The sequence below is a fragment of the Desulfobacter sp. genome (genome assembly GCA_028768545.1).
Lineage (GTDB): Bacteria > Desulfobacterota > Desulfobacteria > Desulfobacterales > Desulfobacteraceae > Desulfobacter.
Genome location: CP054838.1, coordinates 4,108,980 through 4,127,496 on the forward strand (window position 1 = coordinate 4,108,980; position 18,517 = coordinate 4,127,496).

The 18,517-nt window shown below is 48.9% G+C and carries 15 protein-coding genes and 1 pseudogene; 10 read left to right on the top strand and 6 right to left on the bottom strand.

The features are described from left to right. Positions 1-27 precede the first annotated feature (27 nt). The 5 genes and pseudogenes from HUN05_19885 (at position 28) to HUN05_19905 (ending at position 5,578) form a co-directional block, all read left to right on the top strand. Entirely contained in the window at positions 28-969 is a 942-nt protein-coding gene (locus HUN05_19885; GenBank protein ID WDP87108.1) for a PhoH family protein, read from the top strand. Then, entirely contained in the window at positions 953-3,340 is a 2,388-nt protein-coding gene (locus HUN05_19890) for an HDIG domain-containing protein (protein WDP87109.1), read from the top strand. The genes HUN05_19885 and HUN05_19890 overlap by 17 nt, the downstream gene beginning before the upstream one ends. Next, positions 3,237-3,701: an rRNA maturation RNase YbeY gene (gene ybeY, locus HUN05_19895; GenBank protein WDP87110.1), complete on the top strand. Its 465-nt coding sequence runs from the start codon at positions 3,237-3,239 to the stop codon at positions 3,699-3,701. The genes HUN05_19890 and ybeY overlap by 104 nt, the downstream gene beginning before the upstream one ends. 24 nt (positions 3,702-3,725) lie before the next feature. After that, positions 3,726-4,445, top strand: coding sequence for a pyridoxine 5'-phosphate synthase (locus HUN05_19900; protein WDP87111.1), 720 nt, complete (start codon positions 3,726-3,728; stop codon positions 4,443-4,445). 69 nt (positions 4,446-4,514) lie between these two features. Further along, positions 4,515-5,578, top strand: a pseudogene (locus HUN05_19905) (response regulator). Here the strand turns inward: HUN05_19905 and HUN05_19910 are convergent. From HUN05_19910 to HUN05_19920, 3 genes are all read right to left on the bottom strand, one after another. Further along, positions 5,575-6,411: an HAD-IIB family hydrolase gene (locus tag HUN05_19910; protein ID WDP88156.1), complete on the bottom strand. Its 837-nt coding sequence runs from the start codon at positions 6,409-6,411 to the stop codon at positions 5,575-5,577. The pseudogene HUN05_19905 and the gene HUN05_19910 overlap by 4 nt on opposite strands. A 31-nt stretch (positions 6,412-6,442) precedes the next feature. Beyond that, on the bottom strand, positions 6,443-6,817 hold the full coding sequence (locus HUN05_19915; protein ID WDP87112.1) for a response regulator: 375 nt from the start codon (positions 6,815-6,817) through the stop codon (positions 6,443-6,445). A gap of 292 nt (positions 6,818-7,109) precedes the next feature. Beyond that, on the bottom strand, positions 7,110-7,208 hold the full coding sequence (locus HUN05_19920) for a prepilin-type N-terminal cleavage/methylation domain-containing protein (protein WDP87113.1): 99 nt from the start codon (positions 7,206-7,208) through the stop codon (positions 7,110-7,112). A 324-nt stretch (positions 7,209-7,532) separates the two neighbouring features. Between HUN05_19920 and HUN05_19925 the strand changes: the two genes are divergently transcribed. Both HUN05_19925 and HUN05_19930 read left to right on the top strand, forming a co-directional pair. Next, the gene (locus tag HUN05_19925; protein ID WDP87114.1) at positions 7,533-7,928 is read left to right on the top strand and encodes a M55 family metallopeptidase; all 396 of its coding nucleotides are present in this window, start codon (positions 7,533-7,535) and stop codon (positions 7,926-7,928) included. A 237-nt stretch (positions 7,929-8,165) separates the two neighbouring features. Next, on the top strand, positions 8,166-8,495 hold the full coding sequence (locus tag HUN05_19930; GenBank protein WDP87115.1) for a hypothetical protein: 330 nt from the start codon (positions 8,166-8,168) through the stop codon (positions 8,493-8,495). A 30-nt stretch (positions 8,496-8,525) separates the two neighbouring features. Here HUN05_19930 and HUN05_19935 read toward each other — a convergent pair whose 3' ends face one another. The 3 genes from HUN05_19935 to uvrB form a co-directional block, all read right to left on the bottom strand. After that, positions 8,526-9,983, bottom strand: coding sequence for a 30S ribosomal protein S1 (locus HUN05_19935; GenBank protein WDP87116.1), 1,458 nt, complete (start codon positions 9,981-9,983; stop codon positions 8,526-8,528). A 220-nt stretch (positions 9,984-10,203) separates the two neighbouring features. Further along, positions 10,204-12,024, bottom strand: a complete 1,821-nt coding sequence (uvrC, locus tag HUN05_19940; protein WDP87117.1) for an excinuclease ABC subunit UvrC — start codon at positions 12,022-12,024, stop codon at positions 10,204-10,206. Next, positions 12,021-14,024: an excinuclease ABC subunit UvrB gene (uvrB, locus tag HUN05_19945; protein ID WDP87118.1), complete on the bottom strand. Its 2,004-nt coding sequence runs from the start codon at positions 14,022-14,024 to the stop codon at positions 12,021-12,023. The genes uvrC and uvrB overlap by 4 nt, the downstream gene beginning before the upstream one ends. 129 nt (positions 14,025-14,153) lie before the next feature. Here uvrB and HUN05_19950 point away from each other — a divergent pair, with 129 nt between their 5' ends. The 3 genes from HUN05_19950 to HUN05_19960 all read left to right on the top strand — a co-directional run bounded on the left by HUN05_19950 (position 14,154) and on the right by HUN05_19960 (position 18,498). After that, positions 14,154-14,549 carry a CoA-binding protein gene (locus HUN05_19950; GenBank protein WDP87119.1) on the top strand — a complete coding sequence of 132 codons (396 nt, stop codon included), beginning with the start codon at positions 14,154-14,156 and terminating at the stop codon, positions 14,547-14,549. 35 nt (positions 14,550-14,584) lie between these two features. Then, entirely contained in the window at positions 14,585-15,796 is a 1,212-nt protein-coding gene (locus HUN05_19955; protein ID WDP87120.1) for an IS256 family transposase, read from the top strand. Positions 15,797-16,743: 947 nt separating this feature from the next. Continuing rightward, entirely contained in the window at positions 16,744-18,498 is a 1,755-nt protein-coding gene (locus HUN05_19960) for an AMP-binding protein (GenBank protein ID WDP87121.1), read from the top strand. Positions 18,499-18,517: the final 19 nt, after the last annotated feature.

Genomic DNA, 18,517 nt, shown 5'->3' on the forward strand with positions numbered 1-18,517 from the left:
AAGCAAATAAAATGCACCCTATAGCCCATGAAAAATGTCGAGTTTCAAAACATAACCTTGGCCCAGAAGCTCTTTGGATCCCGCAACACCCACCTGGAAAAAATTGCCAGTTCATTTAAGGTTCAAATCAATTCACGGGGCAGCCAGGTCTCAATTTCAGGGACACCGGCCAATGCCGATGCCGCCGAATCATTATTGATTCAGCTTTACGGACTTTTGGAGGACAAGTTTTCTCTCACCCCTCCGGTTCTGGACGCTGCCATCTCCACCATGGTTAGAAATCCTGAGACCCCGTTAAAAGAGCTTTTCTCAAACACCATTTTGGTCACGGCAAAAAACCGGTCCATCACCCCGAGAAATCCGGCCCAGCATGCCTATGCAAATGCCGTTAAAACCAATGATGTTCTTTTTTCCATCGGCCCTGCAGGCACTGGCAAGACCTACCTTGCCATGGCCATGGCTGTGGCGGCCTTTACCCGGGGGGATGTCGAAAAAATCATACTCACCCGGCCGGCGGTTGAAGCAGGGGAAGCTTTAGGCTTTCTGCCAGGCGATCTGGCTGAAAAAATCAACCCCTATCTGCGGCCCCTGTATGACGCGCTTTATGATATGCTTGATTTTGAGAAAGCCAGGGCCTATATTGAACAAGAGCTGATTGAAATTGCTCCCATTGCATTCATGCGGGGACGGACCTTGAACAATGCCTTTATCATTCTGGACGAGGCCCAGAACACCACCTCGGAACAGATGAAAATGTTTTTGACCCGGATCGGATACGGATCCAAGGCCATTGTGACCGGAGATATCACCCAGATTGACCTGCCGGGCGGAAAACGGTCCGGACTGGTTGAGGCAAATAAGATCCTGACCCGGATTAAAGGAATTGGATTTATACAATTTTCCAAGGAAGATGTGGTGAGGCATCGGCTGGTGTCCGACATCATAAATGCATATGAAAAAAACAACTAGCGAAAGCTGGATAAAACAGACCGGACAATTTTTATTGTCCTCCCCTTACCTGCTCTGGGGTATGCTCATTCTTATCCTGGTATTGTTTACCCTCGCCCAGACCTTTGACCAAAATATGGTCTCCTACGCATACAGAATCGGGGATGTGGTCAACAGAGACATTAAGGCGCCCAAAGATTTTTTCATCGAAGATAAAGAAATCAACCAGGCCAAAAAAAACCAGGTCAAAGAAACCATCCGGACCGTATACGACCTTGACGACAGGCTTCTTGCGGACATCAGCGCCAATATTGAATCTGCCATGGAACTGGGGCGCACCATTTTTATTCTGCCGACCCCGTCTGCAGATGCCCAGGTCACCACTCCGCCTGAGCCGACATTTGCCATGGCCATGGCTGCGAAACCTGAATTTGAAAAACGTCTGGGCATTGAAATCTCAAAAGGCGCTTACCAGGTACTTTTTAAACAAAGATTTTCAAAAAAAATAAGCCAATATTTCATCACCATTGTGGGCAAAATTCTGGCCAACGGAATTGTGGCTAACAAGGAAATTCTTCTGGCAGAGGAAGGCAAGGGAATCTCCCTGAGAACCATTCAGTCGGGCCAAGAACGCATGGTGGTAAACCTCAAGGCCTTTTACGGGCCTGACCAGGCCAAAACCATGGTGAGAATCATTGGCCAGCCTCTGTTAAAAGAGGTGAACTACAGCCTTTCCAATCTTATCGTGGACATCAGTCAGCGCTTGCTCCGCCCGAATATCACCCTGAACAAGAATGAGACTGAAAAACGAATTCAGCAGGCCCAGGCCAATATCAACCCCACCCTTTACCAGATCAAGGCAGGAGAAATGATCATCCGGGAAGGAGAACGGGTTGACAAACTCAAGCGCATCAAATTGAATGCCCTGAATGAGCAGGTGGTTGAAAAAGACATCTACATGTCCATGAGCGGCCTGGTCATGCTGACCTGCATTCTCATCCTGGTCGTTTATTATCTTTTTCTCAAAGATCATCCCAAGCTGAAACCGGATATGAACAAGCATATGATTTTTTTGGCCATGGGCCTGGCCCTTTATCTCGGGTTTGCGGAACTTGCGGTTTACCTGGCCCATTCAGCCAATCCAGAAATGCCCAAAGCCCTTGCATCAAGAGCCGTTTACATGGCCGTGCCCATTCCGGCAGCAGCCATGATCACCTGCCTATTCCTCGGGTTTGATATTGCCCTGTTTTTCACCCTTGTCCTCTCCATTCTGTCCAGCCTTTCCTTTGGCAATAGTTTCCAGGTCTTTATTTTCTTTTTTTTAAGCTCCATTACAGCCGCATATTGGATAAAAGAGAGAGACGAACGCCGCCATTTCATTGTGGCCGGATTCAAGCTGGCCCTATTCAATGCCAGCCTGGCCATTGCCCTGGGGTTTTTCACCCAGGCCCAGCTGGACCCCATGCTTTTGACCAAGCAGGTGATTCTGGCGGTCTGCGGCGGTGTGGGAGCAGCCATACTCACGGTGGGGTTTTCCCCTTTGATCGAGGTCCTGTTCAACTACACCACGGCAGCCAAGCTTTTGGAGTTTTCCAACCTGGACCAGCCGTTGATCAAAAAACTGATGATCGAGGCCCCGGGCACCTATAACCACAGCGTGATTGTGGCCACCCTGTCAGAAGCCGCTGCCTCGGCCATCAATGCAGACAGCCTCAAGGCCAAGGTCATGGCCTATTACCATGACATCGGCAAGCTGGACAAAACCATGTATTTCATCGAGAACCAGGCAGACGGGAAAAACAGGCATGACAAGCTCTCCCCGTCCATGTCCGCCCTGATCCTGATCCAGCATGTCAAAAAAGGGGTTGAAATGGCCAAAAAGTACAAGCTGGGCAATGAAATCATCGAAGGCATTATCCAGCACCACGGCACCTCTTTGATCAAATATTTTTACAATAAAAGCCTGAACTCAGGCAATGAAAATGTCAAAAAGGAAGATTTCAGGTATCCCGGTCCCAAACCCCAGACCCGGGAAGCCGGGATTGTGATGCTTGCAGACGTGGTGGAAGCCGCAGTCCGGGCATTGGAACGGCCCACTCCGGCCAGGATCCAGGGCAGGGTCAAGGAGCTGATCAACGATATTTTTGCCGACGGCCAGTTGGAAGAGTGCGAGATGACCCTCAAAGATCTTCACCAGATTGCCAAAAGCTTTAATAATATCCTGACCTCAATTTACCACAGCCGTATTGAATATACGGACAAATCACAGGACAAGAAAAAAGAAAAAAATGGGACACCTAAAGATACTGATAGACAACCGGCAAGAAGCGAAACTCCCAACGCCCCCAATCCGTCAAAAGACCGAACAGATCTTAAACGCCTTGGGTTGTAATGATCATGAACTTTCCCTGGTGATCATGGATGATAAACAAATTCGGGAGTTGAACAAAAATTTCATGGGAATTGACAAACCCACAAATGTATTGTCCTTTCCCATGCAGGAAGGCCAGTTTTCAGAGATCACCCCAGGCCTTTTAGGGGATGTGGTGATTTCCCTGGACCGGGCAAAGCAGGAGGCAGACTCCGCAGGCATCCTTGTTCAGGAAAGAATGTCCCAGCTCTTGATTCACGGTATTCTCCATCTATTAGGCTTTGACCATGAACAAGGCGAAAACCAGGCCCAAAAAATGGAAAAAAAAAGTATTGAACTGCTTCGAATTGTTGAAGAAAACAAAGAACTAAACTCATTATAGACAAATAAACCGGAGGCATGAATAATGGCAGAGTTAGCAGTAAACGTTGATCATGTGGCAACCTTAAGAGAGGCCAGGGGGGCGAGATATCCGGAACCTGTGGCAGCGGCTCTGGCTGCAGAAACCGCAGGAGCGGACGCCATTGTGGTCCATTTGCGAGAAGATATGCGCCATATCCAGGAAAGGGATGTCAGGATATTGCGCCAGGTGGTGAAAACCCGGCTGATACTGGAAATGGCCGCCACCAGCCAGATGCTGGGGATTGCCCTGGATATCAAACCTGACACCGTCACTTTAGTCCCGGAAAAAAGAGAAGAGCTGACCACTGAAGGCGGCCTGGATCTTATTACCCACCAAGCCCACGTCCAGGAAGCCGTAACCACCTTAAAGAATGCCGGCATAAAGGTCTGCATCTTTATTGATCCGGATCTGGATCAGATCAAAATAGCCCATAAAATCAATGCCGATTCAATAGAAATTCACACAGGGGCCTTTTGCGATGCCCAAACAGAACTGGATCAGCGCAAAGAATTTTCACGGATTGTGGATGCCGCCAAGATCGCTACAAAACTGAATTTAGCGGTCAACGCAGGACACGGCATCTGCTACAATTCCATCAATGCCTTTAAAGGCCTCAGTGAAATCAGCGAATTCAGCATCGGACACAGTATTATTGCAAAGGCGGTAATGACGGGAATGGACACGGCGGTCAGGGACATGCAGCAACTGATTAAAGCCCTTTGACATTTATTCGGGATCTGATATAGTCAAAAATTATCAATCAACCTAGCATCGCTCGAGCATTAGATCATCATGCATAAAGAAACTGTTTTACTCATAGATGACGAAATCTCAATCAGGGAAAGCCTCTCTTCTTTTCTAACGGATGAAGGCTACCGGGTGTTTGCGGCTGAAAACGGGGACATCGGCCTGGACCTTTTTTTCAGGGAAGCAATTGATATTGTGGTGACCGACCTGAGAATGCCCGTAAAAGACGGGATTGAAGTCATGACCACCATTCACCAACACAACCCTGAAATTCCCATGATCGTGGTCTCCGGGGCCGGGAAAAAAAACGATGTGATCAAGGCGCTTCAGATGGGTGCAAAGGACTATATCACCAAACCCATATCCGCCATGTGATTGAAAAGGTGCTGGAAACCCGGCACCTGGTCCGGGAGAATAAAAAATACAGACAACGGCTGGAAAAAAGTGAGGCCCGGTACAGGACCATTACCCAGCAGATTGCAGAAGGGGGGTTTACCGTGGATGACCGGGAGAACCTGACCTTTGCCAACCCCGCCTTTTGCAGGATGACAGGATATGTTAAAGCAGATCTGTGCACCATGAATCTGGCACAAATATCCACCCGAAAAAGTTTTACTACCATCCTTGATGAGACCCTGGTCCGGAAAAAAGGTCTGACCAGCCGTTATGAAATCCAACTGGTCCACAGGGACAATACCCTGGTCCATGTGGAGCTGGCCTGCAGCCCCATGTATGACGACCACAACCAGTACGCCGGTGCCATTGCCATTGCCATTGCCATTGCCATTGCCATTGCCATTGCCATTGCCGTTGCCGTTGCCGTTGCCGTTGCCGTTGCCGTTGCCGTTGCCAGGGATATCACCAAACTCATTGAACTGCGACAAAAACACCAAAAATTCATCAGGCATGACCCTGAAAAGAAAAAACCGGCCATCTCCATCTGCGCCAATTGTAAAAGCATCAAAAAAGAGAATAAAAAATGGCAGCAGGTGGAAGAATTTTTCAGTCATCTGATCTTTTCCCACGGCATCTGCCCTGAGTGCTGTAAAAAGCTGTATCCGGACATCGACATCAAAGGGATTTACGAAGAAGACTTTCAGGACCCCTAAACCAAAAAACCGGCATCCCGGGCGGCCTGGCTGACGCCGCCATGATTATTTGATCCCACCAAGGGGAACTTTTTGTTCATGTTCTCCGGGCCATTATCCACCAAAAACCCCCTTCCCGACCATTCAAGAAGATCTTGATCATTATAGTCGTTTCCCACGGGAATCACCTTTTTTCGACAGATTCCCAGTCGGGTGGCAAGCCACTGGGCGGCCCGGCTTTTGGATACATTTTTATGAAAGACCTCCACCCATGCCGACTTGTGATCCAGAGGAGAGGTGGCATGGATAACGCTGAACCCGGACAGATCCGATTGAAATTTTTCAATTCTTTCCCGGGCTGCTCCTTCCGGCAAAATGGCCAGCACTTGGGTGGCATGATCAAAAAGGTCTGTTTTTTCCTCAAGGGGGCTGCCCAATGAGGGGTATAATTGAATTCTGTGAAAAAAATCCGGATTGGAACTTCCATGGGATTTGAACAAATAAGAAGCGGTATCAGGAATGGCCTTGTGCACCATATAGTCCAATTCAAGCCCGTCAAAATAAGTTATGATTTTTCTGACCTCCTGACTCTGGATGGCATGGGAAAGAATCAGGCGGTCCTGGTTCAGGTCATGAATCCCGGCACCGGTTGAAAAGATCAGATAATCCACGTCCTGGTCGGCCGGGGAAAGGCCCATCTGATCCAGGGCCCTTTGAAAGGAAAAAAAACTGCGGCCCGTTGGAATAACATTGATAATATTTTCAGCCCTAAGCCTTGCCAGGGTGGAAAGGTCGCCTGGATCTATTTTCTTTTCATCGGTGAGCAGGATACCGTCAAAATCCATTATAAACATCTGGGAGGCCGCAGCACAAGCGCCCAGAGTATCAGGTGCCAGGTTCATTCAACACATCCTTAACGATCTGGATGAGCATATCCATGTTAAATGGTTTTAACAATATTTTGGACACCCCTTTGATTTTTTCAATTTCAGGGGCAAGCCGCACACCTGTACAGAGAATTGCAGGCAAATCTTTCCTTAAATCGTGAATTTTTGCCACCAGTTGGTCTCCGGTCATTCCGGGCATGGTATAATCGGAAATCAGCAGGTCATACCGGTTTGGATCCTTTTCAAACAAGGCCAGGGCAGCCAGAGGATCGGTAAGGGTATCCACCTCATATCCATAATCTTCAAGCATTTCCTTGCCCACTTCTGCCAAATATTTCTCATCATCCACAAAAAGGATGGTTTCCTGTCCCATTACCGTGCCCCTCCTTTACTGACAAGCCATTCCACAGTTACGAGACTCAGGGTCCCAATTTTTTGGGCATAGACCTGTTTATTAATTTTCAACTCTTGAATTTGGGTCAGAATATCAGATTAAAAGCTTTTTTGAAAAGGGATAATAAATTGTTCAATGCAATTGCCATCATTTTATCTTTGGAAAGCTCAATATGCAGGCGGTGTCACCCGGAATGATAAAAGCCCCCTGAAGCTGCCGGGTATATACCTTTGCCAAATCTCCGTTTAGGACAACAAAACACACCCGCGCATCATGAAATCGGTATAGACATAATGGCCACCATCACCTCCACAAGGGTAAACCCGCGGTGATCAAGGGGTGAATTCCCCAAAAAACCTGATCTGATCATGGAAAAACCGCTTCTTGTAAAATGTTTCCTTGTTCCATTTTTCCTGTCCTTTTTGGACTGCATCATCCTTGACCCGTCACAGGATGGCCGGGAGTTGAAATTTCAGCCCATCCCCCTGTCCTGTCCCGGTTCTCAAAATTATAGTCCAGCCAAAGATATCAGAGTGAATGCTTTTTTGAAACGGGGTAACATAAATTTTTAAATCCCCATATTAAACCCCATAGATTCCCCCCCATAAATTAAACCCTTGATTAAACGGGCCTGTGCACATAGGATTCCTCTTATTCCAGACTATAGAGGTCCAAAATTACAACTTGGAAAAAAATGAAACCACCTGAATTGAGAGATATGGGGGCCAAAACAAAGCCCAGAGCCCAAACCGCCCAGAAACGGATTCCTGAATCCATTCTCATCCTGGCAGATATTGAGGGCAGTTCAGGCTGCCATACCCGGGAGGCTGCCCGGTTTATGGGCAAGGGCTGGCCCCAGGCCTGCCTTGACATGACCCTGGATCTCAACGCCGTGGTAGAGGCATTGTTTAACTCGGGTGTGGGCCGAATTCATATCCAGGATTTCCACAGAACAGGATACAATATCATTCCCAGGCTTGTCCATGACAATGCCACCCTCTCCCAGGGCTATCGCCAGGGGCATGTGCCGGGGATGGGCAATGTCAGGCATTTCCAGGGACTGATCATGCTGGGCATGCACGCCCCTTAAGGCAGCCGGGGGTTTTTACCCCATACCCTGACCTCGAGAATCGCAAATATCACCATCAAAAACGATCTCATATCCGAAGCCCAGCTTTTTGGTGCAGCCCTTGCCCCCATCCCGTTTTTCTTCTTTTCAGGCTGTCCTGTTGCCCGCAATCATACCCGAAAATTCATCCCAGGGGTGAGCTGTTTTGAAATTGACAAAAAAAAACCGGGGTTCACCCCGTCTGCCTGGAGAAAACAATTGGCCAATGCCGCTGTCATGGCAGTTCAAAAAAGCCCGGGCCGGCCCTATGACCCCAAAGGCCCGTTTCAGGTCATTGTGACCATGGCCCAAAAAAAAGAGGCCTTATCCATAGGAAAACATTGGAAGATCAACCGGAAAGGGGCTAACCTTTTATTTGAGACAGATAATTTTCCAACCTTATTCTGGACATTGTCCAGGCTGGCATATTTAAGGCCCTGGTCAGAGCGCCTGCTTCCCATTGGCCTGCCCCTGTATCATCTCATGGGCAGGGCAGGCCTGGCCTGGGTCAAGAAAAAAGCCCCGGCTTTGGATAAAAACCAGGGCTAAATTCCGGATGAATACGATTGTCCCGGGGCGCTATTTTTTCTTTTTGGCCATGGCTTCCCGGAACAGGCTTTCCATGGTACCCATGGATTTGGATTTCTGGGCCCCTGCAAAGGCTTTCCAATTATCCGGATCCTTTTGATCCGGGGGAGCCAGAGTAATGCGGCGCTTGTCCTCATCCACATCCTGAACCAGAACCTGTGCCTGATCACCGGGTTTAAGGGATTCAAATTTTGATCCTTGTTCGGACTGGCGGATGCTGGACATGGGCATCAGCCCAGTGATTCCAGGTGCCAGATTCAAAAAAAGCCCAAACCCTTCTTTTTTCTCTAAGGTGACCTCTACCACGGTTCCGGGGGCATACTTGGCGCTGGCCCCTGTCCAGGGATCTCCTGCCGCATCTTTCATGCTCAAAGAAATCCGTTTGCTGTCCATGTCAATGGCCTTGACCACCACCTGCACGGTCTCGCCCTGGCTGACCTCGTCTTCGGGGCGAACCACCCGTCTGACATGGCTCATCTCAGAGATATGCACCAGCCCGTCCACACCCGGGGCAATTTCCACAAACACCCCAAAGGAAGCCATGCGGACCACTTTCCCGCTGACCTGGTCCCCGGGTTTAAATGTCGTGCCCATATTGTCCCAGGGATTGCCCGAGGTCTGTTTGACAGAAAGGGAAATTTTAGGGTTGTCCGAATCCCAGTTTTCAATTTTCAAAATCTTGACCATGATCAGATCATCCACATGGACCACCTCATCGGGTTTTTCCACCCGGGACCAGCTCAGCTCGGAGATATGGGCCATGCCCTCAACCCCGGGTGCCAATTCCATAAACGCCCCATAGGACATCAGCTTGGTCACTTTTCCCTGAACCAGATCGTCTGCGTCAATGGTTTTCATGAAAGCTGCCCGCTCTTCTCTGATCTGCTCGTTGAGCAGTTCCCTGCGGGAGACCACGATATTCCTGCCGTTTTCCTCAAACCGGGTAATGAGAAAATGATGGGTCTGGCCCAAATAATCTTCAGGGGTTTCCACATACTTAACATCCATCTGGCTCACCGGGCAAAAGGCCCTTTTTCCCAGGATATCCAGGGCAAATCCCCCTTTGACGACTTCTGCCACCCTGCCTTCAACCGGGGTTCTGCCGCGATAGGCATCTTCAAGCATGTTGGCCATGCCGGCACCGGAAATGGCCTTGGACAGGATCACTTCACTTTCGCTCAAGGAGACCACATAGAGTTTGATTAGGTCATTGACCGCATAGGGGAATTCATTATTTTCATCCAGCAGTTCAATCTTGTCCACCACCCCGTCGCTTTTGGTGCCCGTATCAATATATACAGACTGCCGCCCGATGGAGATGATCTGCCCTTCGACCATATCCCCCTGTTTGAGTTCTTGGCTCACCTTTTTATCGTAGGACTCAAACATTTGTTCAAAACTCATCTCTTCAAAATCTTGGGTCCCTTTGTCTTCAAACTCGTCGCTCATGTTTCTTCTCCCGGATCCAAGTGATCCGTAAATATTAATTGTGTCTGCCATACCTTGGTCAAGGCAATATTGCCTCTTTTTTCAACAGGGGTCTGATTTAATAAGGACAATCCGCACCCGCTCTGTTATTTACCAGGAGTTTCAAGATATCGCCAATCTTTTTTAACCGGGCCAATAATAATTTTTAAGATTTGCATGCCCATGAACAATCAAAATAGATTTAGTCTCCAAGGGCGATGAGCAGCTCCTGGGCCATTTCCCGGGTAATTCCCGGCACCCGGGCCAGGGACTCAGGCGTCTGCTGTCGAATATTTTTCACCCCTTTAAACCGGGTTAAAAGCAGTTTCTTTTTCTTGGGACCGATGCCGGGAAGCCCGTCCAGAACAGAGGCCTGCCCTCTTTTTTCCCTGCGCTTGCGCTGGAAGGTAATGGCAAACCTGTGGGACTCATCCCTGACCTGCTCCAAAAGAAAGAGGGCTTTAAGGGCCTGGGCCGTGTTCAGGGGGTTTGACCGGCCCGGAAGATAGATCTTGTCCGCCTTTTCCCCCTTGGCCTTGTCTTTTTTGGCCAGGCCTGCCAGGCAGAATTCCCCTTCAAGGCCCAGGTCTTTGACCACGGCCATGGCCATGCCAAGCTGCCCCTTGCCCCCGTCCACCACCAAAAGGTCGGGCCGGGCCATCTGGTTTTTTGACCGGAGAAACCGCCGGGTTAGCACCTGGGTCATATAAGCATAGTCATCCTGACGAAGGATATCCTTGATAATATATTTTCGATAGGCATTCTTGTCCGGCCGGCCATGGGTAAAGACCACCATGGCGGCCACAGGGTCCCTGCCCTGGAGGTTTGAATTATCAAAACATTCAATCCGCTCGGGCAGTTTTTCCATGCCCAGAAGATTTTTAAGCATCACCAGGGCAGCCTGGGCCTCTTCTTCCCTGAGCTGGATCTTCTCAAGTTCTTTTTGGGCATTGACAACTCCCATCCGGGTAAGCTGCCGTTTTTCCCCCCGGATGGGATGATGAACGCGGACCCTATGGCTGGCCAGTGAGGAGAGTTCATCTTCAATCCTGCCCGGATTCTCAACAGCACGGCTCACAAGGATAAATCCCGGGATCTCACAGGTTTGTTTGTAATACTGGGGGATAAATGCGGCCAGCACCTCGTCTGCCTCCTTAAACCCAAGATCCAGGGGATAATGGGCCGTATCAATGAGCAGGCCTGATCTTACCCGCATCACCGTGACCACGGCCTTGCCCCTTTTCCAGGCAAGGCCCATGACATCCCTGTCCTTCTGGTCCGGGCAGACCACCACCTGCCGCTCCATCACCTGTTCAATGGCAAAAAGGATATCCCTGACCTGGGCGGCCTTTTCAAAGGCCTGGGCCTTGGCATGGGCCGCCATTTCCCGTTTAAGCTTTTTGGCCACATCATTGGACCGGCCCTGTAAAAAAAGAACCGCATCCTTTACCAATGCCCTGTACTCTTCAGGGTCCACCTCAATGCAGCAGACCCCGAGACATGCCTTGATCTGATAGTTGAGGCAGGGCCGGGACCTGTTCTTAAACTGGGTATCCTTGCATTTTCTGAGTTTAAAAATCTTCTGGATCTGTTTTAAGGTCTGGTTGACGCTTTTAACCGAGGAATACGGCCCAAAGTAGAGGGCCTTGTCATTTTTGATCTGCCGAACCTTCTGGATGGAGGGATAGGTCTGGTTCATGTCAATGCGAAGCAAAGGATAATTTTTCCCGTCCTTTAACAGCACATTGTACTTGGGTGCATGGGCCTTGATCAGGTTGGCCTCCAGAATAAAGGCCTCATGGTCGGACTGGGTGATCACCAGATCAAAATCTGCGACCAGGGCCAGCAGGGCTGCGGTTTTGGCCTCTGTCTGCTCTTTTTTGACAAAATAAGAGGAGAGCCGCTTTTTTAAATCCTTGGCCTTGCCCACGTAAAGAATCTTTTTCTTTTTATCCTTCATAAGATAGACCCCGGGAAGGTGGGGGGCCTGGCCGTACTTTTCTTCAATCAAAGGGGAAATCATGGCTGATCCGTTTTAATCCGGGCGAGTTCCTTGATCTTGTCCCGGTAGAGGGCAGCCTGCTCAAATTCCAGGTTTTCGGCTGCCAAATTCATCTTGTATTCCAGGTCCCTGATAAGATCTTCCAGATCCAGCTCTTCTCCCTCATAGGATTGAATTTCCTCGTTGACCGCAGCGGCCGTGTCCGGGTCACTATCCCGGTCAGACATGGAATAATCAAAGGGGTTGATCTTCTTGGAAATGCTTGCGGGAGTGATGTTGTGGGCCTGGTTGTACTCTCTTTGGATCTTTCTGCGGCGGTTGGTTTCCGATATGGCCTTTTTCATGGATTTGGTCTCTTTTTCCGCATACATGATCACCCGGCCGAATGCATTCCTGGCGGCCCTGCCGAAAATCTGGATAAAGGATCTAAATGACCGCAAAAATCCTTCCTTGTCCGCATCCAGAATGGCCACAAGGGAGACTTCGGGAATGTCCAGCCCTTCCCTGAGCAGGTTTATGCCGATGAGCACGTCAAACAGGCCCCGGCGAAGGTCCTGGATAATATCGATCCGCTCCACCGTGCCGATGTCCGAGTGAAGATACTTAACCTTGATCCCAAGATCCGTATAATAATCAGTAAGATCTTCGGCCATGCGCTTGGTCAGGGTGGTGACCAGAACCCGTTCTTTGGCCTCCACCCGCTTGAGAATCTCTTCGTAGAGATCATCCACCTGGGTCTTTGCATCCCGGATTTCAATGGGAGGATCTAAAAGCCCTGTGGGACGGACGATCTGTTCTGCCACCCTGTGGCCTGCCTTTTCCATCTCATAGTCGGCCGGGGTGGCTGAAACAAAAACGGTCTGGGGCACCCGTTCGTAAAATTCTTCAAACTTCAAAGGGCGGTTATCCACGGCAGAGGGCAGGCGGAACCCGAACCTTACCAGAGTCTCTTTTCTGGACCGGTCAGCCTTGTACATGGCCCCAAGCTGACTGACCGAGATATGGCTCTCGTCAAAAAACAATAAAAACTCATCATCAATATAATCTAAAAGCGTAGGCGGGGGTTCTCCCGGTGCTCTTCCGGTGAGATGCCGGGAATAATTTTCAATCCCGTTGCAATACCCGATCTCGTTGAGCATCTCAATATCATACTGGGTCCGTTCTTCCAGACGCTGGGCTTCGACCAGCTGATTTTCCTTGCGCAAAAACTCCAGCCGTTCTTTTAATTCAGCAATGATCCTTTCAACCGCCTTTTTCCGGGTCTGTTTCTTGGTTACATAGTGGGAGGCCGGATAAATCACCATCTGGTCAAAAGAGGCCAGAACCGAGCCTTTCAAAGGATCAATCTCTGAAATCTCCTCAATGGTGTCCCCGAAAAAATCAATGCGCACCGCCTTTTCCTCTTCATAGGCCGGAAAGATCTCCACCCGGTCCCCCCGGACCCTGAAGGTGCCCCTGTGAAAATCCGTATCATTTCTCGTATACTGGATATTAACAAACCCGGCAATCAGCTTTTCTCTGGGCATCTCCATATCCCGGTCCAGGGTGATCCTCAGGTCCAGATAATCTTCCGGCGCACCCAGGCCGTAAATACAGGAGACCGAGGCCACCACGATCACATCTTTTCTGGCCAGAACAGAGCGTGTGGCAGAATGGCGCATCTTGTCAATGAGCTCATTAATGGAGGAATCCTTTTGAATATAGGTATCGCTTGAGGGGATATAGGCTTCAGGCTGATAATAATCATAATAGGAGACAAAATACTCCACACAATTATCCGGAAAAAGCATCTTAAATTCGTTATAAAGCTGGGCTGCCAGGGTTTTATTGGGGGCAATAATCAAACTGGGCTTTTCCACCTGGTTGATGATATTGGCCATGGTAAAAGTTTTGCCCGATCCTGTGACCCCTAAAAGCACCTGGTGGGGCTCATTTTCTTTCACCCCCCTGACCAGGTATTCAATGGCGCCGGGCTGATCTCCCTTGGGTGAAAATTCAGATACCAGGTTGAATAATCCCATCTTCCTCCTCTGTACAAAATCCAATTTGCGGTTTATACTTTATGCCAAAATTGTCCAGCCCCATACCAGGCCGGAATTATTAATATACCATTAACGGCCGGGATAGGAAATGCGAATGGAGGAGAAAAAATGGAAACCGTTGCTGTGGTAGGCGCCAGCCCCTTAAAAGAGAGATACTCAAACAAGGCCATTAACATGCTCGAAGAATACGGCCACACCCCTGTGCCCGTGGCCCCCAAATATGACACCATTGAGGGAAAGCCGGTTTATACCTGCCTTTTGGATATACCTGAAAACATAGATACCGTAGCCCTGTATGTGGGGGTGGCCCGCCAGGAAAAAATTATCCAGGAAATCATCGACCTTAAACCCAGACGGGTGATTTTTAATCCAAACACGGAAAACCCGCAAGTTTACGATCAGCTCAAATCCGCGGGCATCGAGATCCAGGAAGCCTGCACCCTGGTATTGCTCAAAACCAACCAATATTACGAGGGCGTTCAAAATTCTGTGTCAGTTGAATGAAAGCTGATATACTCAGCTAAATAAGGAGAACTGACATGACCGAAGAAAACACCGAATTTGATTTTCAAAAAGCCCTTAAAGGCATCCAGGAAGGTAAACCCTTCACAGGTAAGGGCGGCGTCCTTACATCATTAATCAAAAATCTTGCTGAAGCTGCTCTTGAAGGAGAGTTGGAGTCCCATCTCGGGCAGGAAGTTTCTGCCAACCGCCGTAATGGAAAAAGCAAAAAGACCATTAAATCCCTGGATGGTAAATTTGAGCTGGAAACCCCGCGTGACAGGGCCGGAACCTTCTCTCCACAGATCGTCAAAAAACATCAGACAACGCTCAGCGATGAAATTGAAAGAAAGATAATAGCCCTTTACGGCCTGGGCATGAGTTATAATGATATGGCTTCCCATTTACAGGAAATCTATGGACTTGAGATTTCAAATGCCACTCTGAGCACCATTACCGATAAAATCATCCATACCGTCAAAGAATGGCAGGCCAGGCCGTTGGAAAATGTGTACCCAATCATATGGCTTGATGCCATACATTATAAAGTACGAGAAAACGGAAAGGTCGGCAGCAAAGCCGTTTACACAATTCTTGGGGTGAATATCGAGGGCCGCAAAGAGGTTCTTGGGCTGTACATATCCGAGAATGAGGGTGCGAACTTCTGGCTGCAGGTGTTAACAGACCTTTCAAACCGAGGGGTAAAAGATATCCTGATTGCCTGTGTTGATGGTCTAAAAGGTTTTCCCGAGGCCATTGAGACCATATTCCCGGACACAGAAGTTCAACTCTGCGTAGTCCACCAGATCCGAAATTCATTGAAATACGTTGGTTCCAAAAATAAAAAGGAATTTATGGCAGATCTAAAACGTGTTTATAAAGCGGTCAATAAGGATCTGGCCGAAGAAGAACTGGATATCTTGGAAAATAAATGGAATGACAAATACCCGATTGTGATAAAATCCTGGCGGAACAACTGGGAACGCCTCAGTCATTTCTTTAAATATCCAGAAGAGATTCGACGGATAATATACACCACAAATACCATTGAGGCTGTGCATCGACAGTTTCGAAAACTGACCAAAACAAAGGGATCATTCCCGAACCAGGACAGCCTGTTAAAGCTGCTTTACATGGGGATCCAGAACGCCAGTAAAAAATGGACAATGCCGATTCAAAATTGGTTACTGACAATCTCCCAGTTGGCAAGTTTCTTTGAAGGCCGGCTGGATAAAGAGCTGGGAATTTGATAGGGATTTATTTACAGATGGAAAAGATGGTTCCAGGAACTCCACTCCAGCAAAAGTCAACTCCTCCGACGTGGCTGATTGAAGGCCCATTCTCGGACCTGACTTTTACTTCCGCTGGCGCTGAGGCAGATCCGGGAACCGAAACCGTGACACAGAATTCTGAACATTCCTAATATTAGCCCCCCTTCCGCCGATGATATTCTGGACCTGAGCATCTGGTTTCTGTCCGAAGAAGGATGGACTGAGCATGGGGCCTATGATCTTGGCTTTGACGGCAGCCATACCAGCTTTACAGCCTCCGAACTGGGAATATATGCCGTAACAGGGACATCTGCGGTTCCTATCCCCGGGGGCGGCCTGGTTTTTTGGAACAGGACGTCTGAAAATTGCGGGCCTGAAAAAAAATCCAGAGTATAAATAAAACAAGGCCTGATTTTGACCTGGTACGGGCAGCCGTGCCTGTACCAGGCAAATGAATTTAAACATGCCCGCCCAGGGGAAACTGCCTTTCTCCCCAAAAATAAAAATTCAGGGTAGCCCCCAAGGTTAAAAAGCGCCCCTTTCCCACCCCAGGAATCAAAACCACCACGGATAATTTTATCTCCCCTTTAAATATTATGGTTCGCAAATTTAAATAAGACCAAAACCCATGGATAAATCCGCGTTGGGACGTGCCCCCATTGGGGCGATCGCCGCTTGTAGGTCATAGAACCTACAAAGGATGAATGGATTCGCCTATAAAAGACCACAAAAGCCACCTACCTATAAAATCAGATTTCAACCGATTGTGGAAAACCCGCAGCTTTATGACACTATATCCCGGATGGACAACGGATGGGGTCCCCTGAAAATCAGGCCAGTTTATTTTAGACCCTCACCCCATAAAAAACAAAAGCAGATCGGCAGGATAAAATATAGCGGGTAAACATCTAAATCGGAGGAAGGATATGTCGTTGGAAAGCACTTACAGAGAGGCAATGGCACTGAATGAGATCCAGGATATGGATCAGCGTGAAATCAAAGCACAGGCTTTTTTCAACAGGCTGAACAAATCCGAGCTGCCTGAAAAATTTAACTGGGCCGCAGAAATCTTCGAGGGAATCCATGTCAAGGAACGCGGTGAGCAGCTGGCCTTGATCTGGACAGATATGGATACAGATGCCGAAGCCCAGTATACTTATAAAGAACTGGCTGGAAACGGGAATAAACTTCTTAATTTTCTGCGGAAAAAAGGGGTGGAGAAAGGCAACAACCTCTACATGCTGACCCCCATTGTCCCGGAAACATGGTTTGCCACCTTTGCCGGCATCAAGGGCGGCCTTGTCTCTGTACCCACGGCCACCTCCATGACGGAAAGAGAGATCCAGTTCCGGTTTGAGGCGTACGAGCCGGATGTGATTGTTTCTTTTGAAGGATTGACAGACCTGGTGGATGATGCCCTGAAAAAAGCCGACTGCACCCCCAAGGCCAAAATTGTCCTGGGACAAAAAGAGGGATGGATCTCCTATGGGGATATTGCCCAGGAAGCCCCGGAAGCCGAGGCTGCCGATGTCAACAGTGAAGATGTCCTGTTCTGCTTTTTTACCTCGGGCACCACAGGGCTTCCCAAACGGGTGGGCCATTCTGCCGTGTCATACCCCTTGGGTCATCTTTCCTCGGCCGTGATCATCGGGCTTGAACCCGGGGATGTACACCATAACCTGAGTGCTCCGGGCTGGGCAAAATGGGCCTGGTCCAGCTTTTTCTCCCCCTTTAACATGGGGGCTACGGCCACAGGGTTTAATTTTACGGCATTGGATATTAAGAAATATATCAGCGCTGTAGCCAAGTATAAGGTCAACTCCTTTTGCGCTCCGCCCACGGCATGGCGAGCCTTTGTCGGACTTGACCTGTCAGAATACGACCTTTCCGCCATGAAATATTCCATCAGTGCGGGCGAGCCTCTAAATCCAGAAGTCATTGAACAATGGAAAGAAGGGACCGGTACGGAAATCCGGGATTTCTACGGCCAGACCGAATCCACCGCCATGATCGGGAACCCGCCCTGGATGGAAAAGAAAATGCGCCTGGGCTCCTTTGGCTATCCCTCATACATGTATGATGTCATCCTGGCGGATGACGAGGGCAAAGAAATCACCGAACCTGATATCACCGGCCACATTGTGGTTCGCCTGAGCAATTGGCGCGCCATCGGCCTGTTCCAGGAGTACATCGACAATGAAGCCAAAACAGCTGAGGCTTTCCACCATGGTCTTTATTACACAGGTGACAAAGCAACCTTTGATAAGGACGGATACTGGTGGTTTGTCGGCCGTTCAGACGATGTCATCAAATCATCTGATTTCCGTGTGGGACCTTTTGAGGTGGAAAGCGCGCTCATTGAACACCCCTCAGTCATGGAAACCGCAGTTGTGGGCGTTCCTGACCCCAAACGGCACCAACTGGTCAAAGCCTTTGTCATTCTGGCCCAGGGCCAGGAGCCCTCAAAAGCACTGGCTTTGGAATTGTTCAAGCATACCATTGAAGTGCTGGCCAAATTCAAGATCCCAAGAATCATAGAATTTGTAGACGAACTGCCCAAAACCATTTCCGGCAAAATCCGCAGGATTGAGCTCAGGGAAAATGAAGAAGGAAAAAAAGAAGAAAAAAATAATGAATTTTTCTACCATCAGTTTCCTGAACTGAGTTCCAAGAAAAAATAAGAAAAAGACATTTATTCAT